Source organism: Escherichia sp. MOD1-EC6098, from assembly GCF_002965865.1.
In the GTDB taxonomy this organism is placed as follows: domain Bacteria; phylum Pseudomonadota; class Gammaproteobacteria; order Enterobacterales; family Enterobacteriaceae; genus Escherichia; species Escherichia marmotae.
Genome location: NZ_PTSN01000008.1, coordinates 87,633 through 111,862, shown reverse-complemented (window position 1 = coordinate 111,862; position 24,230 = coordinate 87,633). Strand labels below are relative to the sequence as shown.

General features: G+C 51.7%; 22 protein-coding genes. 14 read left to right on the top strand and 8 right to left on the bottom strand.

Annotated elements, in window-relative coordinates:
- The first annotated feature begins 1 nt into the window (after position 1).
- From ftsQ to mutT, 7 genes are all read left to right on the top strand, one after another.
- On the top strand, positions 2 to 832 hold the full coding sequence (ftsQ, locus tag C0K55_RS11075) for a cell division protein FtsQ (RefSeq protein ID WP_000075732.1): 831 nt from the start codon (positions 2 to 4) through the stop codon (positions 830 to 832).
- The gene (gene ftsA, locus C0K55_RS11070) at positions 829 to 2,091 is read left to right on the top strand and encodes a cell division protein FtsA (protein ID WP_000588474.1); all 1,263 of its coding nucleotides are present in this window, start codon (positions 829 to 831) and stop codon (positions 2,089 to 2,091) included. Before ftsQ ends, ftsA begins: the two co-directional genes overlap by 4 nt.
- A 60-nt stretch (positions 2,092 to 2,151) precedes the next feature.
- Positions 2,152 to 3,303, top strand: coding sequence for a cell division protein FtsZ (gene ftsZ / locus C0K55_RS11065; RefSeq protein WP_000462777.1), 1,152 nt, complete (start codon positions 2,152 to 2,154; stop codon positions 3,301 to 3,303).
- Between the two features lie 100 nt (positions 3,304 to 3,403).
- Positions 3,404 to 4,321 (top strand): UDP-3-O-acyl-N-acetylglucosamine deacetylase, encoded by a 918-nt coding sequence (gene lpxC / locus C0K55_RS11060; protein WP_000595484.1) that lies wholly within the window; start codon positions 3,404 to 3,406, stop codon positions 4,319 to 4,321.
- Positions 4,322 to 4,551: 230 nt separating this feature from the next.
- Complete coding sequence (gene secM, locus C0K55_RS11055) at positions 4,552 to 5,064, top strand: secA translation cis-regulator SecM (RefSeq protein ID WP_000014327.1); 513 nt, start codon at positions 4,552 to 4,554, stop codon at positions 5,062 to 5,064.
- 62 nt (positions 5,065 to 5,126) lie between these two features.
- Positions 5,127 to 7,832 (top strand): preprotein translocase subunit SecA, encoded by a 2,706-nt coding sequence (gene secA, locus C0K55_RS11050; protein WP_000905806.1) that lies wholly within the window; start codon positions 5,127 to 5,129, stop codon positions 7,830 to 7,832.
- Positions 7,833 to 7,891: 59 nt separating this feature from the next.
- Positions 7,892 to 8,281 carry an 8-oxo-dGTP diphosphatase MutT gene (gene mutT / locus C0K55_RS11045; RefSeq protein WP_016262867.1) on the top strand — a complete coding sequence of 130 codons (390 nt, stop codon included), beginning with the start codon at positions 7,892 to 7,894 and terminating at the stop codon, positions 8,279 to 8,281.
- Between the two features lie 168 nt (positions 8,282 to 8,449).
- Here the strand turns inward: mutT and yacG are convergent, their stop codons facing one another.
- The 3 genes from yacG to coaE are packed head-to-tail and all read right to left on the bottom strand — an operon-like array spanning position 8,450 to position 10,017.
- Positions 8,450 to 8,644, bottom strand: coding sequence for a DNA gyrase inhibitor YacG (gene yacG / locus C0K55_RS11040; protein ID WP_000005032.1), 195 nt, complete (start codon positions 8,642 to 8,644; stop codon positions 8,450 to 8,452).
- A gap of 9 nt (positions 8,645 to 8,653) precedes the next feature.
- Positions 8,654 to 9,397 carry a cell division protein ZapD gene (gene zapD, locus C0K55_RS11035; protein ID WP_001194740.1) on the bottom strand — a complete coding sequence of 248 codons (744 nt, stop codon included), beginning with the start codon at positions 9,395 to 9,397 and terminating at the stop codon, positions 8,654 to 8,656.
- Positions 9,397 to 10,017: a dephospho-CoA kinase gene (gene coaE / locus C0K55_RS11030; RefSeq protein WP_001270922.1), complete on the bottom strand. Its 621-nt coding sequence runs from the start codon at positions 10,015 to 10,017 to the stop codon at positions 9,397 to 9,399. Before coaE ends, zapD begins: the two co-directional genes overlap by 1 nt.
- Positions 10,018 to 10,041: 24 nt before the next feature.
- Here coaE and C0K55_RS26360 point away from each other — a divergent pair, with 24 nt between their 5' ends.
- Both C0K55_RS26360 and guaC read left to right on the top strand, forming a co-directional pair.
- Positions 10,042 to 10,086: a hypothetical protein gene (locus tag C0K55_RS26360; RefSeq protein WP_175419238.1), complete on the top strand. Its 45-nt coding sequence runs from the start codon at positions 10,042 to 10,044 to the stop codon at positions 10,084 to 10,086.
- A 155-nt stretch (positions 10,087 to 10,241) separates the two neighbouring features.
- Positions 10,242 to 11,285 carry a GMP reductase gene (guaC, locus tag C0K55_RS11025; RefSeq protein ID WP_016249612.1) on the top strand — a complete coding sequence of 348 codons (1,044 nt, stop codon included), beginning with the start codon at positions 10,242 to 10,244 and terminating at the stop codon, positions 11,283 to 11,285.
- 34 nt (positions 11,286 to 11,319) lie between these two features.
- On the opposite strand, the gene hofC is transcribed toward guaC, so the two are convergent.
- The 4 genes from hofC to nadC form a co-directional block, all read right to left on the bottom strand.
- Positions 11,320 to 12,522 carry a protein transport protein HofC gene (hofC, locus tag C0K55_RS11020; protein WP_016262868.1) on the bottom strand — a complete coding sequence of 401 codons (1,203 nt, stop codon included), beginning with the start codon at positions 12,520 to 12,522 and terminating at the stop codon, positions 11,320 to 11,322.
- Positions 12,512 to 13,897: a type II secretion system protein GspE gene (gene gspE, locus C0K55_RS11015; protein ID WP_016262869.1), complete on the bottom strand. Its 1,386-nt coding sequence runs from the start codon at positions 13,895 to 13,897 to the stop codon at positions 12,512 to 12,514. The genes hofC and gspE overlap by 11 nt, the downstream gene beginning before the upstream one ends.
- A 9-nt stretch (positions 13,898 to 13,906) precedes the next feature.
- A complete protein-coding gene (gene ppdD, locus C0K55_RS11010; protein WP_000360899.1) occupies positions 13,907 to 14,347 on the bottom strand; it encodes a prepilin peptidase-dependent pilin in 441 nt (146 codons plus the stop codon).
- 203 nt (positions 14,348 to 14,550) lie between these two features.
- Entirely contained in the window at positions 14,551 to 15,444 is an 894-nt protein-coding gene (gene nadC / locus C0K55_RS11005) for a carboxylating nicotinate-nucleotide diphosphorylase (RefSeq protein ID WP_001135155.1), read from the bottom strand.
- 87 nt (positions 15,445 to 15,531) lie between these two features.
- Between nadC and ampD the strand changes: the two genes are divergently transcribed.
- Positions 15,532 to 16,083, top strand: coding sequence for a 1,6-anhydro-N-acetylmuramyl-L-alanine amidase AmpD (gene ampD / locus C0K55_RS11000; protein WP_000923708.1), 552 nt, complete (start codon positions 15,532 to 15,534; stop codon positions 16,081 to 16,083).
- Positions 16,080 to 16,934, top strand: a complete 855-nt coding sequence (gene ampE, locus C0K55_RS10995; protein ID WP_000171988.1) for a beta-lactamase regulator AmpE — start codon at positions 16,080 to 16,082, stop codon at positions 16,932 to 16,934. The genes ampD and ampE overlap by 4 nt, the downstream gene beginning before the upstream one ends.
- Before the next feature lie 42 nt (positions 16,935 to 16,976).
- Here ampE and aroP read toward each other — a convergent pair whose 3' ends face one another.
- Positions 16,977 to 18,350 (bottom strand): aromatic amino acid transporter AroP, encoded by a 1,374-nt coding sequence (gene aroP, locus C0K55_RS10990; RefSeq protein ID WP_000969908.1) that lies wholly within the window; start codon positions 18,348 to 18,350, stop codon positions 16,977 to 16,979.
- A 540-nt stretch (positions 18,351 to 18,890) separates the two neighbouring features.
- Between aroP and pdhR the strand changes: the two genes are divergently transcribed.
- The 3 genes from pdhR (at position 18,891) to aceF (ending at position 24,083) form a co-directional block, all read left to right on the top strand.
- The gene (gene pdhR / locus C0K55_RS10985) at positions 18,891 to 19,655 is read left to right on the top strand and encodes a pyruvate dehydrogenase complex transcriptional repressor PdhR (RefSeq protein WP_000331776.1); all 765 of its coding nucleotides are present in this window, start codon (positions 18,891 to 18,893) and stop codon (positions 19,653 to 19,655) included.
- Positions 19,656 to 19,815: 160 nt separating this feature from the next.
- Positions 19,816 to 22,479 (top strand): pyruvate dehydrogenase (acetyl-transferring), homodimeric type, encoded by a 2,664-nt coding sequence (gene aceE, locus C0K55_RS10975; RefSeq protein WP_000003835.1) that lies wholly within the window; start codon positions 19,816 to 19,818, stop codon positions 22,477 to 22,479.
- Between the two features lie 14 nt (positions 22,480 to 22,493).
- A complete protein-coding gene (gene aceF / locus C0K55_RS10970) occupies positions 22,494 to 24,083 on the top strand; it encodes a pyruvate dehydrogenase complex dihydrolipoyllysine-residue acetyltransferase (RefSeq protein WP_105266407.1) in 1,590 nt (529 codons plus the stop codon).
- The last annotated feature ends 147 nt before the right edge of the window (positions 24,084 to 24,230 follow it).

Sequence of the window (24,230 nt, the reverse complement as noted above, 5' to 3'; positions counted from 1 at the left end):
TATGTCGCAGGCTGCTCTGAACACGCGAAACAGCGAGGAAGAGATTTCTTCTCGCCGCAATAATGGAACACGTCTGGCGGGGATCCTTTTCCTGCTGACGGTTTTAACGACAGTGTTGGTGAGCGGCTGGGTCGTGTTGGGCTGGATGGAAGATGCGCAACGCCTGCCGCTCTCAAAGCTGGTGTTGACCGGTGAACGGCATTACACGCGTAATGACGATATCCGGCAGTCGATCCTGGCGTTGGGTGAGCCGGGTACTTTTATGACCCAGGATGTCAACATCATCCAGACGCAAATAGAACAACGCCTGCCGTGGATTAAGCAGGTGAGCGTCAGAAAGCAGTGGCCTGATGAATTGAAGATTCATCTGGTTGAATATGTGCCGATTGCGCGGTGGAATGATCAACATATGGTAGACGCCGAAGGAAATACCTTCAGCGTGCCACCAGATCGCACCAGCAAGCAGGTGCTCCCGATGTTGTATGGCCCGGAAGGCAGCGCAAATGAAGTGTTGCAGGGCTATCGCGAAATGGGGCAGATGCTGGCAAAGGACAGATTTACTCTGAAGGAAGCGGCGATGACCGCGCGGCGTTCCTGGCAGTTGACGCTGAATAACGATATTAAGCTCAACCTTGGCCGGGGCGATACGATGAAACGTTTGGCTCGCTTTGTAGAACTTTATCCGGTTTTACAGCAGCAGGCGCAAACCGATGGCAAACGGATTAGCTACGTTGATTTGCGTTATGACTCTGGTGCGGCAGTAGGCTGGGCGCCCTTGCCGCCAGAGGAATCTACTCAGCAACAAAATCAGGCACAGGCAGAACAACAATGATCAAGGCGACGGACAGAAAACTGGTAGTAGGACTGGAGATTGGTACCGCGAAGGTTGCCGCTTTAGTAGGGGAAGTTCTGCCCGACGGTATGGTCAATATCATTGGTGTGGGCAGTTGCCCGTCACGTGGTATGGATAAAGGCGGGGTTAACGACCTCGAATCCGTGGTCAAATGCGTACAACGCGCTATTGACCAGGCAGAATTGATGGCAGATTGTCAGATCTCTTCAGTATATCTGGCGCTTTCTGGTAAGCACATCAGTTGTCAGAATGAAATAGGTATGGTGCCCATTTCTGAAGAAGAAGTGACGCAAGAAGATGTGGAAAACGTCGTCCATACCGCGAAATCGGTGCGCGTGCGTGATGAACATCGTGTGTTGCACGTGATCCCGCAAGAGTACGCGATTGACTATCAGGAAGGGATCAAGAACCCGGTGGGGCTTTCCGGCGTGCGAATGCAGGCAAAAGTGCACCTGATCACATGTCACAATGATATGGCGAAAAACATTGTTAAAGCGGTTGAACGTTGTGGCCTGAAAGTTGACCAACTGATATTTGCCGGACTGGCATCAAGTTATTCGGTATTGACGGAAGACGAACGTGAATTGGGAGTCTGCGTCGTCGATATCGGTGGTGGTACAATGGATATCGCCGTTTATACCGGTGGGGCATTGCGCCACACCAAGGTAATTCCTTATGCTGGCAATGTGGTGACCAGTGATATCGCCTATGCCTTTGGCACGCCGCCAAGCGACGCCGAAGCGATTAAAGTTCGCCATGGCTGCGCGTTAGGCTCCATCGTTGGTAAAGATGAGAGTGTGGAAGTGCCGAGCGTAGGTGGGCGACCACCGCGTAGTCTGCAACGTCAGACGCTGGCGGAGGTGATTGAGCCACGGTATACCGAGCTGCTCAATCTGGTCAACGAAGAGATATTGCAGTTGCAGGAAAAGCTTCGCCAACAAGGTGTGAAACATCACCTGGCGGCGGGCATTGTATTAACCGGTGGCGCGGCGCAGATCGAAGGTCTTGCCGCCTGCGCTCAGCGAGTGTTTCATACGCAGGTGCGTATTGGCGCGCCGCTGAATATCACTGGTTTAACTGATTATGCTCAGGAGCCGTATTACTCGACGGCTGTGGGATTGCTTCACTACGGGAAAGAGTCACATCTTAACGGTGAAGCGGAAGTAGAAAAACGTGTTACAGCATCAGTTGGCTCGTGGATCAAGCGACTCAATAGTTGGCTGCGAAAAGAGTTTTAATTTTTATGAGGTCGACGGTGATTACGGCCTCAGGCGACAGGCACATATCGGAGAGAAACTATGTTTGAACCAATGGAACTTACCAACGACGCGGTGATTAAAGTCATCGGCGTCGGCGGCGGCGGCGGTAATGCTGTTGAGCACATGGTGCGTGAGCGCATTGAAGGTGTTGAATTCTTCGCGGTAAATACCGATGCACAGGCGCTGCGTAAAACAGCGGTTGGGCAGACGATTCAGATCGGTAGTGGTATAACCAAAGGACTGGGAGCTGGCGCTAATCCAGAAGTTGGCCGTAATGCGGCTGATGAGGATCGCGATGCACTGCGTGCGGCGCTGGAAGGTGCAGACATGGTATTTATTGCAGCAGGTATGGGGGGCGGTACTGGTACAGGTGCTGCGCCGGTCGTTGCTGAAGTTGCAAAAGATTTGGGGATCCTGACCGTTGCTGTCGTGACTAAGCCTTTCAACTTTGAAGGCAAGAAGCGTATGGCCTTCGCGGAGCAGGGGATCACTGAATTGTCCAAGCATGTGGACTCACTGATTACCATCCCGAACGATAAACTGCTGAAGGTGCTCGGTCGCGGTATTTCCCTGCTTGATGCGTTTGGCGCAGCGAATGATGTGCTGAAAGGTGCTGTTCAGGGTATCGCTGAACTGATTACTCGTCCGGGTCTGATGAACGTCGACTTTGCAGACGTTCGTACCGTGATGTCTGAAATGGGCTACGCGATGATGGGTTCTGGTGTGGCAAGCGGCGAAGACCGTGCGGAAGAAGCGGCTGAAATGGCTATCTCTTCTCCGCTGCTGGAAGACATCGACCTGTCTGGCGCGCGCGGCGTGCTGGTTAACATCACGGCGGGCTTCGACCTGCGTCTGGATGAATTCGAAACCGTAGGTAACACCATCCGTGCATTTGCTTCGGATAACGCGACTGTGGTTATCGGTACATCTCTTGACCCGGATATGAACGATGAACTGCGTGTAACCGTGGTTGCAACAGGCATCGGCATGGACAAACGTCCTGAAATCACTCTCGTGACCAATAAACAAGTTCAGCAGCCGGTGATGGATCGTTACCAACAGCACGGTATGGCACCGCTGACTCAGGAACAGAAACCGGTCGCTAAAGTGGTGAACGACAATACGCCGCAAACCGCGAAAGAACCTGATTATCTGGATATCCCTGCATTCTTGCGTAAGCAAGCTGACTAAGAATAAGCTGGAATTTGGGTTACGAGGCTCTTTGTGCTAAACTGGCCTGCCGAATGTATAGTACACTTCGGTTGGATAGATAATTTGGCGAGATAATACGATGATCAAACAAAGGACACTTAAACGTATCGTTCAGGCGACGGGTGTCGGTTTACATACCGGCAAGAAAGTCACCCTGACGTTACGCCCTGCGCCGGCCAACACCGGGGTCATCTATCGTCGCACCGACTTGAATCCACCGGTAGATTTCCCGGCCGATGCCAAATCTGTGCGTGATACCATGCTCTGTACGTGTCTGGTCAACGAGCATGATGTACGGATTTCAACCGTTGAGCACTTGAACGCTGCGCTCGCGGGCTTAGGCATCGATAACATCGTTATCGAAGTTAACGCACCGGAAATCCCGATTATGGACGGCAGCGCTGCTCCGTTTGTTTACCTGCTGCTTGATGCTGGTATCGACGAACTCAACTGCGCCAAGAAATTTGTTCGCATCAAAGAGACTGTTCGTGTCGAAGATGGCGATAAGTGGGCTGAATTTAAGCCATATAATGGTTTTTCGCTGGATTTCACCATCGATTTCAACCATCCGGCTATCGATTCCAGCAATCAACGCTATGCGATGAACTTCTCTGCTGATGCGTTTATGCGTCAGATCAGCCGTGCGCGTACATTCGGTTTCATGCGCGATATTGAATATCTGCAGTCTCGTGGTTTGTGCCTGGGCGGCAGCTTCGATTGTGCCATCGTTGTTGACGATTATCGCGTACTGAACGAAGACGGTTTGCGTTTTGAAGACGAATTTGTGCGTCACAAAATGCTTGACGCGATCGGTGACTTGTTCATGTGTGGTCACAATATTATTGGTGCATTTACCGCCTATAAATCCGGTCATGCACTGAATAACAAACTGTTGCAGGCTGTCCTGGCAAAACAGGAAGCTTGGGAATATGTGACCTTCCAGGACGACGCAGAACTGCCGTTGGCCTTCAAAGCGCCTTCGACGGTACTGGCATAACGACATTTATACTGTCGTATAAAATTCGACTGGCAAATCTGGCACTCTCTCCGGCCAGGTGAACCAGTCGTTTTTTTTGAGTTGTTATCAGGGCCGTAAGAAACGGTGCGAACGCTGTTTTCTTAAGCACTTTTACGCACAACTTATCTTCATTCCTGCTGTGGACTTCGGCCTTTAATGATAAGATTTGTGCGCTAAAAACGTTTGAATACGATTGGGATGGCAATAACGTGAGTGGAATACTGACGCGCTGGCGACAGTTTGGTAAACGCTACTTCTGGCCGCATCTCTTATTAGGGATGGTCGCGGCGAGTTTAGGTTTGCCTGCGCTCAGCAACGCCGCCGAACCAAATGCGCCCGCAAAAGCGACAACCCGCAACCACGAGCCTTCCGCCAAAGTTAACTTTAGTCAGTTGGCCTTGTTGGAAGCGAATACGCGCCGCCCAAACTCGAACTATTCCGTTGATTACTGGCATCAACACGCAATTCGCACGGTAATCCGTCATCTTTCCTTCGCAATGGCACCGCAAACGCTGCCCGTTGCTGAAGAGTCTTTACCGTTTCAGGCGCAACATCTTGCTTTACTGGATACGCTCAGCGCGCTGCTGACCCAGGAAGGCACGCCGCCTGAAAATGGTTATCGCATTGATTATGCGCATTTTACTCCGCAAGCAGCATTCAGCACGCCCGTCTGGATCAGCCAGGCGCAAGGTATCCGTGCTGGCCCTCAACGCCTTAGCTAATAACGACAAAACCTTTATTTCATTTTATTAACTCCGCACTGCGGGGCGTTTGAGATTTTATTATGCTAATCAAATTATTAACAAAAGTTTTCGGTAGCCGTAACGACCGCACCCTGCGCCGGATGCGCAAAGTCGTCAACCTCATCAATGCCATGGAACCGGAGATGGAAAAACTCTCCGACGAAGAACTGAAGGGAAAAACTGCAGAGTTTCGCGCACGTCTGGAAAAAGGCGAAGTGCTGGAAAACCTGATCCCGGAAGCCTTTGCCGTTGTGCGTGAAGCAAGTAAGCGTGTCTTTGGGATGCGTCACTTCGACGTTCAGTTGCTCGGCGGCATGGTTCTTAATGAACGCTGTATCGCGGAAATGCGTACTGGTGAAGGTAAAACACTGACCGCAACGCTGCCTGCTTACCTGAACGCATTAACCGGTAAGGGCGTGCACGTTGTTACCGTCAACGATTACCTGGCGCAGCGTGACGCCGAAAACAACCGTCCGCTGTTTGAATTCCTCGGTATGACCGTCGGCATCAACCTACCGGGCATGCCTGCGCCAGCGAAACGTGAAGCCTATGCGGCCGACATTACTTACGGTACTAACAACGAGTACGGTTTCGACTACCTGCGCGACAACATGGCGTTCAGCCCAGAAGAGCGTGTACAGCGTAAACTGCACTATGCGCTGGTGGACGAAGTGGACTCCATCCTGATCGATGAAGCGCGTACACCGCTGATCATTTCTGGTCCGGCAGAAGACAGTTCGGAAATGTATAAGCGCGTCAACAAAATCATTCCACACCTGATCCGCCAGGAAAAAGAAGACTCTGAAACCTTCCAGGGCGAAGGTCACTTCTCGGTTGATGAAAAATCTCGTCAGGTGAATCTGACCGAACGTGGTTTGGTGCTGATTGAAGAGCTGTTGGTGAAAGAAGGGATCATGGCCGAAGGCGAGTCGTTGTATTCTCCGGCTAATATCATGCTGATGCACCACGTAACGGCGGCGCTGCGTGCCCACGCGCTATTTACCCGCGACGTCGATTACATCGTTAAAGATGGTGAAGTTATCATCGTTGACGAACATACCGGTCGTACCATGCAAGGGCGTCGCTGGTCCGATGGCCTGCACCAGGCTGTGGAAGCGAAAGAAGGTGTGCAGATCCAGAACGAAAACCAGACGCTGGCTTCTATCACCTTCCAGAACTACTTCCGTTTGTATGAAAAACTGGCGGGGATGACCGGTACGGCTGATACCGAAGCATTCGAATTTAGCTCAATCTACAAGCTGGATACCGTCGTCGTTCCGACTAACCGTCCGATGATTCGTAAAGATCTGCCGGATCTGGTCTACATGACCGAAGCGGAAAAAATCCAGGCGATCATTGAAGATATCAAAGAGCGTACCGCGAAAGGCCAGCCGGTGCTGGTTGGTACTATCTCCATCGAAAAATCAGAACTGGTATCAAACGAGCTGACCAAAGCGGGTATCAAGCATAACGTTCTGAACGCCAAATTCCACGCCAACGAAGCTGCGATTGTTGCCCAGGCGGGTTATCCGGCGGCTGTGACTATTGCGACCAACATGGCGGGTCGTGGTACTGACATTGTGCTCGGCGGTAGCTGGCAGGCAGAAGTTGCCGCGCTGGAAAACCCGACCGCAGAGCAAATTGAAAAAATTAAAGCTGACTGGCAGGTACGCCACGACGCGGTTCTGGCAGCAGGTGGTTTGCATATCATCGGTACAGAACGTCACGAATCTCGTCGTATCGATAACCAGTTGCGTGGCCGTTCGGGTCGCCAGGGCGATGCCGGTTCTTCCCGTTTCTACCTGTCGATGGAAGATGCGCTGATGCGTATTTTTGCCTCCGACCGTGTTTCCGGCATGATGCGTAAACTGGGTATGAAACCTGGTGAAGCGATTGAACACCCTTGGGTAACCAAAGCAATTGCCAACGCCCAGCGTAAAGTTGAAAGCCGTAACTTCGACATTCGTAAACAGTTGCTGGAATACGATGACGTAGCTAACGATCAGCGTCGCGCCATTTACTCCCAGCGTAACGAACTGCTGGATGTCAGCGATGTGAGCGAAACCATCAACAGCATTCGTGAAGATGTGTTCAAAGCGACCATCGATGCCTACATTCCGCCACAATCACTGGAAGAAATGTGGGACATTCCTGGGCTGCAAGAGCGTCTGAAAAACGATTTCGATCTCGATATGCCGATTGCCGAGTGGCTGGACAAAGAGCCAGAGCTGCATGAAGAGACGCTGCGTGAGCGTATTCTGGCGCAGTCCATCGAAGTGTATCAGCGTAAAGAAGAAGTGGTTGGCGCCGAGATGATGCGTCACTTCGAGAAAGGTGTGATGTTGCAAACGCTGGACTCCCTGTGGAAAGAGCACCTGGCGGCGATGGATTACCTGCGTCAGGGGATCCACCTGCGTGGTTACGCGCAGAAAGATCCGAAGCAGGAATACAAACGTGAATCCTTCGCAATGTTTGCGGCGATGCTGGAATCATTGAAATATGAAGTGGTTAGCACGCTGAGCAAAGTTCAGGTTCGTATGCCGGAAGAAGTTGAAGAGCTGGAGCAACAGCGTCGTATGGAAGCCGAGCGTTTAGCGCAAATGCAGCAGCTTAGCCATCAGGATGACGACTCTGCAGCCGCAGCGGCGCTGGCTGCACAAACCGGCGAGCGTAAAGTTGGGCGTAACGATCCTTGCCCGTGCGGTTCCGGTAAAAAATACAAGCAGTGCCATGGTCGCCTGCAATAAAAGCTAATCAATAAGACAAAAGGCGCAGAAATCTGCGCCTTTTTTATAGGTTTAAGACAATGAAAAAACTGCAAATTGCGGTAGGTATTATTCGCAACGAGAACCACGAAATCTTTATAACCCGCCGTGCCGCAGATGCGCACATGGCGAATAAGTTGGAGTTTCCTGGCGGTAAAATTGAAGCGCGTGAAACGCCAGAACAGGCGGTGGTGCGGGAGCTTCAGGAAGAAGTCGGGATTACGCCACAACGTTTTTCGCTGTTTGAAAAGCTGGAATATCAGTTCCCTGACAGGCATATCACACTGTGGTTCTGGCTGGTCGAAGGCTGGGAAGGGGAACCGTGGGGAAAAGAAGGGCAACCTGGTGAGTGGATGGCGCTGGCCAGCCTCAATGCAGAAGATTTTCCGCCAGCCAATGAACCGGTAATTGCGAAGCTTAAGCGCCTGTAGGTCAAATAAGGCGTTCACGCCGCATCCGACATTTGCCCTGATGCCTGATGCGACGCAGGCGCGTCTTATCAGGCCTGCGGGATTTTGTAATCCGTTGATATGCAAGATCTTGCAGGTCGGATAAGGCGTTTACACCGCATCCGACAATGCCTCACCTCTTACACCCAATTACTTCAGCTCTTCGCTCCAGTCATCGCTTTCGGACAGATCGCCGCTGCTGGGGATGCGTTTTTCTTCAGCAGCCCATTCTCCGAGGTCGATCAACTGACAACGTTTGCAACAAAATGGCCGAAACGGGCTGATTTCACCCCATACCACCGTTTTCCCGCAAGTTGGGCAGTTCACCGTAATAGTTTCTGACATCGTAACTCCTTAGCAGCACGCCAGTTCAAAATCCAGGCGCTCTGGCACCAGACCATTTTCACTGTCCAGCGGCATAAAACGAATCGCAAAACGACTCTTATGACCGGAAATTTGCGGATAAAGCTGTGAATCAAGGGCCAGATTCAGCCGTAGAAGATCAGCGTCTTCGCCATTATCCTGATAGAAACCGTTCAGACTGGTTTGTTTGCGAAACGGTGCCGACTGGCGAATTAAATCTAACACCATGGTAAGTGCCTGGGTGAGCGGATTCAGGCTGGCAATCCAGGTTTCTACCTGGCTGTCGCGCTGCGCCTGGGGTAAATGCAGCCAGATATGCAAAGTTGGCAAATCAAAGCTACAACAACCGCCGGGTATGCTCAGACGCTGGCGCACTAAAGCAATCAGACGATCTTCACGCAGAAATTGCCCGATACGCGGTGCGGAAATCAGCACGCTGCCCGCCGCTTTTAACTGCTGAATTAATGCTTCAATACGGCTCTGGTCCACGCCTGGCACGTCAATCCAGGTCTGGAGTTTACGCTGCTGGCGGTCAAGCTCTTTCAACAATTCGGTGCGTACTTCCCCACGCTCGAAAACATCCAGCAAGTCACTGACATTACGGAAGAAATGCAGAGCGCCAGCGTAGTCAACGATGGGTAAATTTACAGTGAGTTGCTGAATCAAAAACTCAATGCGTAGCCATGTACGCATTTTTTCATTTAGTGGATGTTCAAAAAGGACCTGGGTCTGCATTAAGGTTTTTCCTGTGAGACAAACTGCGACGCAAGCTGCAAGTAATTTGCGTGCAGGCGGGCAACATCCGATGCAATAGCATCCGGTGCGCCGTTATTATCAATGACGTCATCTGCCACGGCAAGGCGGGCTTCGCGCGTTGCCTGGGCAGCAAGAATTTGTTCGACATGTTCGCGAGTAACATCATCGCGCTGCATGGTGCGCTTAAGTTGCGTTTCTGGGCTGACATCCACCACCAGCACACGATTCGCTTTTTTATACAGCGAGTTTTCTACCAGCAATGGCACAACCCAAAGTACATAGGGGGAAGTTGCTTGCTGGATCTGATGTTGCGTCTCCTGCTGAATCAACGGATGTAGCAGGGCATTAAGCCAGTTTTTCTCTTCCGGGTTGGCGAAGATCCGCTCGCGTAAGGCCCGGCGCTGCAATGTTCCATCAGCAGCAATCATATCAGCGCCGAAATGTTCAGCAATGGCACGCAGTGCAGGTCTACCCGGTTCAACTACCTGACGCGCAATAATATCGGCATCAATGACGTTAATTCCGAGGTCAGCAAACGCATTTGCAACGGTACTCTTGCCACTGCCAATGCCACCCGTTAAGGCAACCGTATACCTCATATTTTATATTCCCGGGAATTCATCATGATTATCAAAACATTAAAAATGAGCACGCGAAAGCGGGATTAATGAAACGTTCGCCCATTATTTACCAGGTAAATTTATGGGATTGTAGCGTAAAAAAAGACAATTTCGCAGTCTTGCGCCACATAGATTAGTGCGTATGATAGCGTCACTGGAGTTGTGCTCTTACCCTTATAGCCATTAACCCCAGGAATCCGCACATGCGTATTGAAGAAGATCTGAAGTTAGGTTTTAAAGACGTTCTCATCCGTCCTAAACGCTCCACTCTTAAAAGCCGTTCCGATGTTGAACTGGAACGTCAATTCACCTTCAAACATTCAGGTCAGAGCTGGTCCGGCGTGCCGATTATCGCCGCAAATATGGATACCGTAGGCACTTTTACCATGGCTACGGCATTGGCTTCTTTCGATATTCTGACTGCTGTACATAAACATTACTCTGTTGACGAGTGGCAAGCGTTTATCAACAATTCTTCCGCTGATGTGCTGAAACATGTGATGGTTTCTACCGGCACGTCAGATGCGGATTTCGAAAAAACTAAACAGATTCTCGACCTGAACCCGGCATTAAACTTCGTTTGTATTGACGTGGCGAATGGTTATTCCGAGCACTTCGTACAGTTCGTTGCGAAAGCGCGTGAAGCGTGGCCGACCAAAACCATTTGTGCTGGCAACGTAGTGACAGGTGAAATGTGTGAGGAGCTTATCCTCTCCGGTGCCGATATCGTTAAAGTTGGCATTGGCCCAGGTTCTGTTTGTACGACTCGCGTCAAGACGGGCGTCGGTTACCCGCAGCTTTCTGCAGTAATCGAATGCGCTGATGCCGCGCACGGTCTGGGCGGGATGATCGTCAGCGATGGCGGTTGCACCACGCCGGGCGATGTAGCTAAAGCCTTTGGTGGCGGTGCTGATTTCGTGATGCTCGGCGGTATGCTGGCGGGTCACGAAGAGAGCGGCGGTCGTATCGTCGAAGAGAACGGCGAAAAATTTATGTTGTTCTACGGTATGAGCTCCGAGTCTGCGATGAAACGTCACGTTGGCGGCGTTGCAGAATATCGTGCAGCGGAAGGTAAAACCGTTAAGCTGCCGCTGCGTGGCCCAGTTGAAAACACCGCGCGTGATATTTTGGGTGGCCTGCGTTCAGCTTGTACATATGTTGGGGCTTCTCGCCTGAAAGAACTGACCAAGCGCACCACGTTTATCCGCGTACTGGAACAAGAAAACCGCATCTTCAATAACCTGTAATCTCCCAATGCTGGCGTGGATCACTGCGCCAGCGTTATCCCATCCCACTCATCGCGTCGCCCAGATGGAAAATTGGCAAATACATTGCCACCACCAGCGTGCCGATAATTCCTCCGGTAATGACCAGTAAGGCCGGTTCCAGTAAAGCAGCAAGATTATCTGCCAGCGCCAACGTGTTATCCCGATGATGGTGGGCGAGATTCTCCAGCATGAGATCCAGCGACCCGGATGCTTCTCCCGTTCTCACTAACTGCAAACAGAGCGGGCTAAACTCACCGGCATTTTTTAACGCCAGCCAGATGGGCTGACCGTTGCTGATATCGTGCTGGATTTGTGTCAGAAGTTGTGCCCAGTACGGGCAGCCCATTGTCTCTTTGACGCTCTCTACCCCTTGCAAAAAAGTAATACCTGCACTTTGTGTCAGCGCCAGAATCGTAAAGATCTGCGTGAGCTTTTGTCCCCGCATTAGTGAACCCATAATTGGGATGCGTAACAGCGATTTCTGCCTCACGATAAGCCAGGTCGGGCGGCGCATCAGCAACTTATTGGCTATTGCCAGCAGTAAGCCGAACAACAGCAGCAGCCAGCCCCACTCACCGCTGAAATCTGCCAGCGTCATGATCCCCTGTGTAAGTGTCGGTAGCGGGGTGTTAAAGGTTTTATAGATAGCGGCAAACTCGGGCAGAACAAAATGCAGCATTGCTACAACTACCGTTATCGCCATCACTAAAATGATAATGGGATAACGCAATGCTGATTTCACTTTGTCGGCTAACTGGCGCTGGGCTTTTTGCTGACGAGCCAGTTCAAAGCAGCATTCATCCAGCTTACCGGTCAGTTCACCTGTGCGGATCATCGCCTGATAAAGCGGCGGAAAAACCTCTGACCAGGGCAATAAGGCATTGGAAAAGGCAATACCCTGTTCGAGATCGTGTGCCAGCGATTGCAATAACGCCTGCCATTGCCTGCTCGGATGTTGCTCCGCCAATAGGGCTAATCCTTCCGAAAGGGTTAGTCCGGCTTTGAGTAATGTTGCCAGTTGATGAATGACTTCCGCGCTTTTGTCTGCGTGCCACTGGGCTGAATTAATAGATATCCGCTTCAGGTGCAGTGGGGTAACGGCTTGTTGCTGTAGTGCGATAAGTAGCAAAGAACGGCTCTCTGCCCACAGTACTCCATCTTGCGCATTGCCGTCGCCGGTTATGCCATGCCAGCGCCAGAGTTGCTTACTCGCCATGTGGCATCCCCAATACGCGGATTAACTCTTCAAAGGTGGTTAAACCTTGTTCCACGGCCAGGCAGCCGTTTTCAAAAAGCGTGTGCATTCCTGTTTGTCGGGCGTGCGCTTCCAGCGATTCAACGTCGGTATTAGCGGAAATGAGCTGGCGTATGACAGGTGTTATGGGCAGAACTTCAAATAAGGCCGTGCGGCCATAAAAACCGTGGTAGCAATGTTTACAACCAGGTGCTTGCCAGCGGGGCAACGACGATGACCATAAATTGCCTGGAAGGCGGATTGCTTCCCCTTGCTGCAGGCGACAATGCGGGCAAAGTTTGCGAACCAGACGTTGGGCTACCACCAGCGTGAGTGCTGATGAGAGCATCCAGCGGGCAACACCCATTTGCTGTAAACGCACCAGTGTTTCGCAGGTAGAGTTGGTGTGTAGCGTGGACAACACCAGGTGACCCGTTTGTGCGGCTTTAATGGCAATTTCTGCCGTTTCACCATCACGGATCTCTCCGATCATGATGACATCGGGATCCTGACGTAATAACGCACGCAAAACCCCCTGAAAGGTAAGACCAGCACGCGGATGGATTTGCGTCTGGTTAAGCCCTGCGATGGGGATCTCCACCGGATCTTCGACGCTGCAAATATTAATATCGGCGGTATTCAGCGTTTGCAGAGCGCTATAAAGTGTGACCGTTTTACCGCTACCGGTAGGACCGGTAACCAACACCAGCCCTTGTGGTTGCTGTAGGGCATGAGCAAAGTCCGCCAGTTGTAACTGCTGCATTCCCAGCGTGTTGACATCCAGCGCCTGGTCCACCTGCTGTAACAGCCGCAATACCACTTTTTCACCGCCCCGACATGGCAAGGTAGCAATGCGAAATGAGACTGTGTTATCCGCCAGTTCGACAGTGAATTGCCCATCCTGCGGCAGGCGATGTTCCGCAATATCCAGGCTTCCCAGCACTTTTAATCTGGCGGTTAATGCTATTCCGGCATCCAGTGGAACATCTGGTAAAGGATGCAACACGCCGTCGATGCGTAAGCGGATGCGGTAGCTATTGTCCGCTGGTTCGATATGAATATCAGAAGCGCGTTGTTCGAGTGCAGATTGTAACGTTTGAGTCAGCAATTCTGTTTTGGGCTGATATTTTTCCGGGGCTGCTACGGGCAACCTATGTTGTGACCGGCTGGCGTGGCCTTCCATCTGCTGGCGCGTCCAGCAGGTGATCTCAATGCGTTTGGTAGTAGCGAAATGCAAAGCGTCAAGTAACTCATGTGAGGGCGCATCGACCACCGCAACATGAACCACCTCTTCGCTGGCATCCAGCAAGACGCCCTGGTAACGCAGGCACAGAGCGGTGAGCTGTGAAATATTCATTGCCGCTCCTTAGTTGGCGTCATCAAAGCGGAAGACATCTTCGCAGGCTTGCTGCAACGCGCTGTCACTTTGAATATTGCAGTTGCGCGTCCAGCCGGTGACGCCGTTGGCGTTATCCCAACCTGGTGTCATGATGACGCTTAACCCATTGAGGCTCTCTTGTCCTGTCAGCGACACCACGCCTTTTGCCACACTCATAGCAGAGACATAGCGAGTGGTGGTGGGCGAGGGGATGCCGTTACTGCCGCCGTCGCAGGTATCTAATCCGCCATGCTCCAGTGCGCATAATTCTACGGCGGTGCGGTAAGGCACAAAGGTTTGCAGCATGTCGGTGAGCGCTGCTTTGCGCAGGTAGTTCTGATAAGCGGGAATACCAATGGCGCTTAAAATGGCAATAATGCCAATAACTACCATTAGTTCGATGAGTGTAAAGCCGCGTTGTTTGTCCATCTGTTTCGCTCCTTGATTTCGTTGGCGCTACTTTGGCAAACGCCATCGGCACAGGCGAGGGGCAAAAAACGAAACGGGAAGGCGGGTTCCGAGGTTTTTTATTATGTTGCAGTGAAAGACAAGATATTTGCGAGGCGTTACGAAGAAAGTTGGAGAAGGTAAGATTCATCCGCTCGCTACGGAGCGGATGAATCTGTCAGCAATTAGCGAAAACGCATTGAAAGGTCGAGTGCCTGTACGTGTTTGGTCAGCGCGCCGACAGAGATAAAGTCCACGCCTGTTTCGGCAAATTCGCGCAGAGTTTTGTCGGTGACGTTACCCGAAACTTCCAGCAGCGCCTTACCATTGGTACGTTTGACAGCTTCGCGCATTTGTTCTGTTTCGAAGTTATCCAGCATGATGATATCGGCACCTGCTTTCAGGGCTTCATCAAGTTCTTCCAGATCCTCGACTTCGACTTCTACTGGCGCATCCGGGTGCAGCCAGGACGCTTTTTCGACCGCCTGACGTACTGAGCCAGAGGCAATAATATGGTTTTCTTTAATCAGGAAGGCGTCAGAAAGTCCCAGGCGGTGATTCGCTCCGCCGCCGCAAAGTACCGCATATTTCAGAGCCGAACGCAGACCGGGCAAGGTTTTGCGAGTATCCAGCAACTGCGTGTTGGTGCCTTCCAGCAGTTTGACATAGTGGCGAACCTTACTGGCAACCCCAGAAAGGGTTTGTACAAAATTGAGCGCCGTACGTTCACCCGTTAACAGCACGCGGGAGGGGCCTTCAAGTTCGAAAAGGAGTTGATTGGCGTTGATGACATCACCGTCATCCACATGCCAGATAATGGTGACATCGTCACCAGCCAGTTGAATAAACACCTCTTCAACCCAGCGTTTGCCGCAAAATACGCCATTCTCGCGGGTGATCACTGTTGCATGAGAGCGAGAATTTTCCGGTAAAAGTTTTGCCGTAATATCATTGTTGGCATCGACTGTTCCGCCTAAATCTTCCCGCAGCGCCTGGGCCACCGCGCCGGGTATATCGAGATTAATGCGTTCCAGCAGCTCGTCACGTCGGGTGTCAGGGTTATAGCGGCGAGGCGGCATGTTAAAACTCCAGATAGCTAACGAATCATAAGGTAGAAACATGCTACTCTGAACCGGATATTAGCACCACATATAAGGAGATCCTGCATGTTGTTAGAACAGGGGTGGCTGACCGGCGCGCGCCGCGTTCCCTCGCCTCATTACGATTGTCGCCCGGATGACGAAGTTCCCACCCTGCTGGTGGTGCACAATATTAGCCTGCCGCCAGGTGAGTTTGGCGGCCCGTGGATCGACGCATTATTCACCGGAACTATTGATCCGCAGGCGCATCCCTTCTTTGCTGAGATAGCTCATTTGCGCGTTTCCGCTCACTGTTTGATTCGCCGTGATGGTGAAATTGTCCAGTATGTTCCTTTCGATAAACGCGCCTGGCACGCGGGTGTCTCTCAGTATCAAGGTCGTGAACGCTGTAATGATTTTTCTATTGGGATTGAGCTGGAAGGCACCGATACGCTGGCTTACACCGATGCGCAGTATCAGCAACTGGCGGCGGTCACTCGGGCGCTGATTGATCGCTATCCAGCTATTGCTAATAACATGACGGGGCATTGCGATATTGCGCCGGATCGTAAAACCGATCCTGGTCCTGCATTTGATTGGGCACGGTTTCGCGCGCTGGTCAGCAAGGAGACAACATGACGCTATTCACAACCTTACTGGTGTTAATTTTTGAGCGCCTGTTTAAGTTGGGCGAGCACTGGCAGCTTGATCACCGCCTTGAGGCGTTCTTTCGGCGGGTGAAACATTTTTCACTCGGGCGCACGTTAGGTATGACCATTATTGCGATGGGGGTGACTTTTTTGCTGTTGCGCGCGTTGCATGGGCTATTGTTCAACGTTCCGACGCTGCTGGTGTGGCTGCTGATTGGTTTGCTGTGTATTGGCGCAGGTAAAGTTCGTCTTCATTATCATGCTTATCTGGCAGCCGCTTCACGTAATGATAGCCATGCCCGTTCCACAATGGCTGGCGAACTCACTATGATTCACGGCGTCCCTGCAGGCTGCGATGAACGTGAATACTTGCGGGAACTGCAAAATGCACTGCTGTGGATTAACTTTCGTTTTTACCTGGCACCGCTGTTCTGGTTGATTGTGGGGGGAAGTTGGGGGCCAGTTACGCTGATGGGGTATGCGTTTTTGCGCGCATGGCAATACTGGCTGGCGCGTTACCAGACGCCGCATCATCGTTTACAGTCGGGGATTGATGCAGTGCTTCATGTCGCGGATTGGGTGCCGGTTCGCCTTGCGGGTGTGGTTTATGCCTTGATCGGCCACGGTGAGAAAGCGTTACCTGCCTGGTTTGCTTCGCTGGCCGATTTCCATACTTCGCAATATCAGGTGTTAACGCGTCTGGCGCAGTTCTCTCTGGCGCGTGAACCGCATGTCGATAAGGTGGAGACACCGAAAGCAGCAGTTTCAATGGCGAAGAAAACCTCGTTTGTGGTCGTGGTAGTGATTGCGCTACTGACGATTTACGGGACATTGGTGTAAAGATTGTTGCCCTCACCCAGACAGGGTGAGGGCGGAGAGAGGTTAATGCGCTTTTACTGCTTTTGCGGTTTTCTCTTTAAACAGATAGCCGATGCCTAACACCACCAGCCATACCGGGATCAGGTAAACCGAAATCGCCATCCCCGGCGTCATCAGCATAATTACCAGTACCGCCGCCATAAACAGCAGGCAGATCCAGTTACCCAGCGGATAGAGCAGGGCAGGGAAGCGGGTAGCCACACCTTGTGCTTGTTTGGCACGACGGAATTTCATGTGCGCAAGACTTATCATCGCCCAGTTGATTACCAGAGCGGAAACCACCAGCGCCATTAACAGTCCGAATGCGGACTCTGGGGCAAGGTAGTTAATCAGTACGCACAATGCCGTAACCAGCGCAGATACCAGAATGGTGTTGACCGGCACGCCGCGTTTATCGACGGAAGCGAGCATTTTCGGTGCATTTCCCTGTTGTGCCAGACCAAACAGCATACGGCTGTTGCAGTAGACGCAACTGTTGTACACGGAAAGTGCCGCCGTCAACACCACGATATTCAGGGCGTTAGCCACAAAGGTGTCGCCCAGTTCATGGAAGATCAACACGAATGGACTGGTATCAGCGGTAACGCGCGTCCACGGCATCAGTGAGAGCAGGACGGCTAACGAACCAATGTAGAAAATCAGGATGCGGTAGATAACCTGATTGGTTGCTTTCGGGATGCTTTGCTCCGGGTTATCGGCTTCTGCGGCGGTGATCCCCACTAGCTCCAGACCACCAAACGAGAACATGATAATCGCCATCATCATCACCAGCCCGGTGAAGCCGTGCGGCAGGAATCCGCCCTGTTCCCAGAGGTTACGGACGGTCGCTTGCGGACCGCCGTTGCCACTGAACAGCAGCCAGCCGCCGAAGATGATCATCGCCACCACCGCGATAACTTTGATAATGGCAAACCAGAACTCCATCTCGCCAAACACTTTAACGTTGGTCAGGTTGATGGCGTTGATCACCACAAAGAACACGGCGGCAGAAGCCCAGGTTGGGATATCCGGATACCAGAACTGAATGTATTTGCCGACGGCAGTAAGCTCCGCCATGGCAACTAATACGTACAATACCCAGTAGTTCCAGCCTGAGGCGAAGCCAGCAAAGCTCCCCCAGTATTTATAAGCAAAGTGGCTGAAGGAGCCTGCTACCGGTTCTTCGACCACCATTTCACCTAGCTGACGCATGATCAGAAAGGCGATAAAACCAGCAATGGCGTAACCCAGAATGATCCCTGGCCCTGCGGACTGTATTACGGAGGCGCTTCCCAGGAATAGCCCGGTCCCTATCGCGCCACCCAGCGCGATAAGCTGAATATGGCGGTTTTTAAGGCCGCGCTTTAGCTGCTCGCCGTGCTGTTGACCTTCCATCATGAAACCTCGTGCGGTGATTGTTTTTTTGATCTACGCAGTGATGCGTGTGTAAGTTTGCAATTCCGTTTGTTGTATTAATTTGTTTACAACTTGGAAGTTTGAATTGTTACAAAAAGACTTCCGTCAGATCAAGAATAATGGTATGCGGCAGCGAATGCACCCGCTTTATGCATGGTTGAAGATGGGTTGTCTAAAAAGAAACCATTTGTAAAGACCAGTCTCAAACAATCCCACCCATAACAAAGAATATAAATTCATTTTTATTGAATTAAAAATCGAAAAATTGGTAAGTGAATCGGTTCAATTCGGATTTTTATAGTTTAATAATCGTTAAAAAAAACCTTGCTCACGTAAAGCCTACATTTGTGCATAGTTACAACTTTGAAACGCTATATATGTCAAGTTGTTAAAATGTGCACAGTTTCATGATTTCAATCAAAACCTGTATAGACATAAGGTGAATACTTTGTTACTTTAGCGTCACAGACATGAAATTGGTAAGACCAATTGACTTCGGCAAGTGGCTTAAGACAGGAACTCATGGCCTACAGCAAAATCCGCCAACCAAAACTCTCCGATGTGATTGAGCAGCAACTGGAGTTTTTGATCCTCGAGGGCACCCTTCGCCCTGGTGAAAAACTCCCACCGGAACGCGAACTGGCGAAACAGTTCGACGTCTCCCGTCCCTCCTTGCGTGAGGCGATTCAACGTCTCGAAGCGAAGGGCTTGTTGCTTCGTCGCCAGGGTGGCGGCACTTTTGTCCAGAGCAGCCTCTGGCAAAGCTTCAGCGATCCGCTGGTGGAGCTGCTCTCCGACCATCCTGAATCACAATACGACTTGCTCGAAACACGACACGCCCTGGAAGGCATAGCCGCCTATTACGCCGCGTTGCGTAGTACCGATGAAGACAAGGAACGCATTCGTGAACTCCACCACGCCATAGAGCTGGCGCAGCAGTCTGGCGATCTGGACGCGGAATCAAACGCCGTACTCCAGTATCAGATTGCCGTCACCGAAGCGGCCCACAATGTGGTTTTGCTTCATCTGCTAAGGTGTATGGAGCCGATGTTGGCCCAGAATGTCCGTCAAAACTTCGAATTGCTCTATTCGCGTCGAGAGATGCTGCCGCTGGTGAGTAGTCACCGCACTCGCATATTCGAAGCAATTATGGCCGGTAAGCCAGAAGAAGCGCGCGAAGCATCGCATCGCCATCTGGCCTTTATCGAAGAAATCTTGCTCGACAGAAGCCGTGAGGAGAGCCGCCGTGAACGTTCTCTGCGCCGTCTGGAGCAACGAAAGAATTAGTGATTTTTCTGGTGAAAATTAGCCAGAAGATGTTGTAAATCAAGCGCATATAAAAGCGCAGCAACTAAACGTAGAACCTGTCTTATTGAGCTTTCCAGCGAGAGTTCAATGGGACAGGTTCCAGAAAACTCAACGTTATTAGATAGATAAGGAATAACCCATGTCAGAACGTTTCCCAAATGACGTGGATCCGATCGAAACTCGCGACTGGCTCCAGGCGATCGAATCGGTCATCCGTGAAGAAGGTGTTGAGCGTGCTCAGTATCTGATCGACCAACTGCTTGCTGAAGCCCGCAAAGGCGGAGTCAACGTAGCCGCAGGCACCGGCGTCAGCAACTACATCAACACCATCCCCGTTGAAGAACAGCCGGAGTATCCGGGTAATCTGGAACTGGAACGCCGTATTCGTTCAGCTATCCGCTGGAACGCCATCATGACGGTTCTGCGTGCATCCAAAAAAGATCTGGAACTGGGCGGCCACATGGCGTCTTTCCAGTCTTCCGCAACCATTTATGATGTGTGTTTTAACCACTTCTTCCGTGCACGCAACGAGCAGGATGGCGGCGACCTGGTTTACTTCCAGGGGCACATCTCCCCGGGCGTTTACGCACGAGCTTTCCTGGAAGGTCGTCTGACTCAGGAGCAACTGGATAATTTCCGTCAGGAAGTCCACGGTAATGGCCTCTCTTCCTACCCGCACCCGAAACTGATGCCGGAATTCTGGCAGTTCCCGACCGTATCTATGGGGCTGGGGCCAATCGGTGCTATCTACCAGGCGAAGTTCCTGAAATATCTGGAACACCGTGGCCTGAAAGATACCTCTAAACAGACCGTTTACGCATTCCTTGGTGACGGCGAGATGGACGAACCAGAATCCAAAGGTGCGATCACCATCGCTACCCGTGAAAAACTGGATAACCTGGTCTTCGTTATCAACTGTAACCTGCAGCGTCTTGACGGCCCGGTCACCGGTAACGGCAAGATCATCAACGAACTGGAAGGCATCTTCGAAGGTGCTGGCTGGAACGTGATCAAAGTGATGTGGGGTAGCCGTTGGGATGAGCTGCTGCGTAAAGATACCAGCGGTAAACTGATCCAACTGATGAACGAAACCGTTGACGGCGACTACCAGACCTTCAAATCGAAAGATGGTGCGTACGTTCGTGAACACTTCTTCGGTAAATATCCGGAAACCGCAGCGCTGGTTGCAGACTGGACTGACGAGCAGATCTGGGCATTGAACCGTGGCGGTCACGATCCGAAGAAAATCTACGCTGCATTCAAGAAAGCGCAGGAAACCAAAGGCAAAGCGACAGTAATCCTTGCTCATACCATTAAAGGTTACGGCATGGGCGATGCGGCTGAAGGTAAAAACATTGCGCACCAGGTTAAGAAAATGAACATGGACGGCGTGCGCCATATCCGCGACCGTTTCAATGTGCCGGTGTCTGATGCAGATATCGAAAAACTGCCGTACATCACCTTCCCGGAAGGTTCTGAAGAGCATACCTATCTGCACGCTCAGCGTCAGAAACTGCACGGTTATCTGCCAAGCCGCCAGCCGAACTTTACCGAGAAGCTGGAGCTGCCGAGCCTGCAAGACTTCGGTGCGCTGCTGGAAGAACAGAGCAAAGAGATCTCCACCACTATCGCTTTCGTTCGTGCCCTGAACGTGATGCTGAAGAACAAGTCGATCAAAGACCGACTTGTGCCGATCATCGCTGACGAAGCGCGTACTTTCGGTATGGAAGGTCTGTTCCGTCAGATTGGTATCTACAGCCCGAACGGTCAGCAGTACACCCCGCAGGATCGCGAGCAGGTTGCGTACTATAAAGAAGACGAGAAAGGTCAGATTCTGCAGGAAGGGATCAACGAGCTGGGCGCAGGTTGTTCCTGGCTGGCTGCGGCGACCTCTTACAGCACCAACAATCTGCCGATGATTCCGTTCTACATCTATTACTCGATGTTCGGATTCCAGCGTATTGGCGATCTGTGCTGGGCGGCTGGCGACCAGCAGGCGCGTGGCTTCCTGATCGGCGGTACTTCCGGTCGTACCACCCTGAACGGCGAAGGTCTGCAGCACGAAGATGGTCACAGCCACATTCAGTCGCTGACTATCCCGAACTGTATTTCTTACGACCCGGCTTACGCTTACGAAGTTGCTGTCATCATGCATGATGGTCTGGAGCGTATGTACGGTGAAAAACAAGAGAACGTTTACTACTACATCACCACGCTGAACGAAAACTACCACATGCCGGCAATGCCGGAAGGTGCTGAGGAAGGTATCCGTAAAGGTATCTACAAACTCGAAACCATTGAAGGTAGCAAAGGTAAAGTTCAACTGCTGGGCTCCGGTTCTATCCTGCGCCACGTCCGTGAAGCAGCACAGATCCTGGCGAAAGATTACGGCGTAGGTTCTGACGTTTATAGCGTGACCTCCTTCACCGAACTGGCGCGTGATGGTCAGGATTGTGAACGCTGGAACATGCTGCATCCGCTGGAAACTCCGCGCGTTCCGTACATCGCTCAGGTGATGAACGACGCTCCGGCAGTGGCATCTACCGACTATATGAAACTGTTCGCTGAGCAGGTCCGTACTTACGTACCGGCTGACGACTACCGCGTACTGGGTACTGATGGCTTCGGTCGTTCCGACAGCCGTGAGAACCTGCGTCACCACTTTGAAGTTGATGCTTCTTATGTCGTGGTTGCGGCGCTGGGCGAACTGGCTAAACGTGGCGAAATCGATAAGAAAGTGGTTGCTGACGCAATCGCCAAATTCAACATCGATGCAGATAAAGTTAACCCGCGTCTGGCGTAAGAGGTAAAAGAATAATGGCTATCGAAATCAAAGTACCGGACATCGGGGCTGATGAAGTTGAAATCACCGAGATCCTGGTCAAAGTGGGCGACAAAGTTGAAGCCGAACAGTCGCTGATCACCGTAGAAGGCGACAAAGCCTCTATGGAAGTTCCGTCTCCGCAGGCGGGTATCGTTAAAGAGATCAAAGTCTCTGTTGGCGATAAAACCCAGACCGGCGCACTGATTATGATTTTCGATTCCGCCGACGGTGCAGCAGACGCTGCACCTGCTCAGGCAGAAGAGAAGAAAGAAGCAGCTCCGGCAGCAGCACCAGCGGCTGCGGCGGCAAAAGACGTTAACGTTCCGGATATCGGCAGCGACGAAGTTGAAGTGACCGAAGTGATGGTGAAAGTGGGCGACAAAGTTACCGCTGAGCAGTCACTGATCACCGTAGAAGGCGACAAAGCTTCTATGGAAGTTCCGGCTCCGTTCGCGGGCGTGGTGAAAGAACTGAAAGTGAATGTTGGCGACAAAGTGAAAACTGGCTCGCTGATTATGATCTTCGAAGTTGAAGGCGCTGCGCCTGCTGCAGCTCCGGCGAAACAGGAAGCGGCTGCTCCGGCCCCGGCTGCAAAAGCTGAAGCTCCGGCAGCAGCACCGGCTGCAAAAGCGGAAGGCAAATCTGAATTTGCTGAAAACGACGCTTATGTTCACGCGACTCCGCTGATCCGCCGTCTGGCTCGCGAGTTCGGCGTTAACCTGGCGAAAGTGAAGGGCACTGGCCGTAAAGGTCGTATCCTGCGCGAAGACGTTCAGGCTTATGTGAAAGAAGCCATCAAACGTGCAGAAGCGGCTCCGGCAGCGACTGGCGGCGGTATCCCAGGCATGTTGCCGTGGCCGAAGGTGGACTTCAGCAAGTTTGGTGAAATCGAAGAAGTGGAACTGGGTCGCATTCAGAAAATCTCTGGTGCTAACCTGAGCCGTAACTGGGTGATGATCCCGCACGTTACCCACTTCGACAAAACCGATATCACCGAGCTGGAAGCGTTCCGTAAACAGCAGAACGAAGAAGCTGCGAAACGTAAGCTGGATGTGAAGATCACCCCGGTTGTCTTCATCATGAAAGCCGTTGCTGCGGCACTTGAGCAGATGCCTCGCTTCAACAGTTCTCTGTCGGAAGACGGTCAGCGTCTGACCCTGAAGAAATACATCAACATCGGTGTGGCGGTGGATACTCCGAACGGTCTGGTTGTTCCGGTATTCAAAGACGTCAACAAGAAAGGCATCATCGAGCTGTCTCGCGAGCTGATGACCATTTCCAAGAAAGCGCGTGACGGTAAGCTGACTGCGGGCGAAATGCAGGGTGGTTGCTTCACCATCTCCAGTATCGGCGGCCTGGGTACTACCCACTTCGCGCCGATTGTGAACGCACCGGAAGTGGCTATCCTCGGCGTTTCCAAGTCCGCGATGGAACCTGTGTGGAATGGTAAAGAGTTCGTGCCGCGTCTGATGCTGCCGATTTCTCTCTCCTTTGACCACCGCGTGATCGACGGTGCTGATGGTGCGCGTTTCATTACCATCATTAACAACACGCTGTCTGACATTCGCCGTCTGGTGATGTAAATAAAAGAGCCGGCCCAACGGCCGGCTTTTTTCTGGTAATCTTATGAATATATTGAGGTTATCAGGTAATAGACAAATCGGTTGCCGTTTGTTGTTTAAAAATTGTTAACAATTTTGTAAAATACCGACGGATAGAACGACCCGGTG

Bases quoted from the DNA above. Each gene is read 5' to 3' on its own strand.
- secA (WP_000905806.1), top strand. From the start codon at position 5,127: ATGCTAATCAAATTATTAACAAAAGTTTTCGGTAGCCGTAACGACCGC.
- aceE (WP_000003835.1), top strand. From the start codon at position 19,816: ATGTCAGAACGTTTCCCAAATGACGTGGATCCGATCGAAACTCGCGAC.
- ftsZ (WP_000462777.1), top strand. From the start codon at position 2,152: ATGTTTGAACCAATGGAACTTACCAACGACGCGGTGATTAAAGTCATC.
- aroP (WP_000969908.1), bottom strand. From the start codon at position 18,350: ATGATGGAAGGTCAACAGCACGGCGAGCAGCTAAAGCGCGGCCTTAAA.
- nadC (WP_001135155.1), bottom strand. From the start codon at position 15,444: ATGCCGCCTCGCCGCTATAACCCTGACACCCGACGTGACGAGCTGCTG.
- aceF (WP_105266407.1), top strand. From the start codon at position 22,494: ATGGCTATCGAAATCAAAGTACCGGACATCGGGGCTGATGAAGTTGAA.
- ampE (WP_000171988.1), top strand. From the start codon at position 16,080: ATGACGCTATTCACAACCTTACTGGTGTTAATTTTTGAGCGCCTGTTT.
- yacG (WP_000005032.1), bottom strand. From the start codon at position 8,644: ATGTCAGAAACTATTACGGTGAACTGCCCAACTTGCGGGAAAACGGTG.
- hofC (WP_016262868.1), bottom strand. From the start codon at position 12,522: ATGGCGAGTAAGCAACTCTGGCGCTGGCATGGCATAACCGGCGACGGC.
- ftsQ (WP_000075732.1), top strand. From the start codon at position 2: ATGTCGCAGGCTGCTCTGAACACGCGAAACAGCGAGGAAGAGATTTCT.
- coaE (WP_001270922.1), bottom strand. From the start codon at position 10,017: ATGAGGTATACGGTTGCCTTAACGGGTGGCATTGGCAGTGGCAAGAGT.
- mutT (WP_016262867.1), top strand. From the start codon at position 7,892: ATGAAAAAACTGCAAATTGCGGTAGGTATTATTCGCAACGAGAACCAC.
- lpxC (WP_000595484.1), top strand. From the start codon at position 3,404: ATGATCAAACAAAGGACACTTAAACGTATCGTTCAGGCGACGGGTGTC.
- pdhR (WP_000331776.1), top strand. From the start codon at position 18,891: ATGGCCTACAGCAAAATCCGCCAACCAAAACTCTCCGATGTGATTGAG.
- guaC (WP_016249612.1), top strand. From the start codon at position 10,242: ATGCGTATTGAAGAAGATCTGAAGTTAGGTTTTAAAGACGTTCTCATC.
- ampD (WP_000923708.1), top strand. From the start codon at position 15,532: ATGTTGTTAGAACAGGGGTGGCTGACCGGCGCGCGCCGCGTTCCCTCG.
- ftsA (WP_000588474.1), top strand. From the start codon at position 829: ATGATCAAGGCGACGGACAGAAAACTGGTAGTAGGACTGGAGATTGGT.
- zapD (WP_001194740.1), bottom strand. From the start codon at position 9,397: ATGCAGACCCAGGTCCTTTTTGAACATCCACTAAATGAAAAAATGCGT.
- gspE (WP_016262869.1), bottom strand. From the start codon at position 13,897: ATGAATATTTCACAGCTCACCGCTCTGTGCCTGCGTTACCAGGGCGTC.
- ppdD (WP_000360899.1), bottom strand. From the start codon at position 14,347: ATGGACAAACAACGCGGCTTTACACTCATCGAACTAATGGTAGTTATT.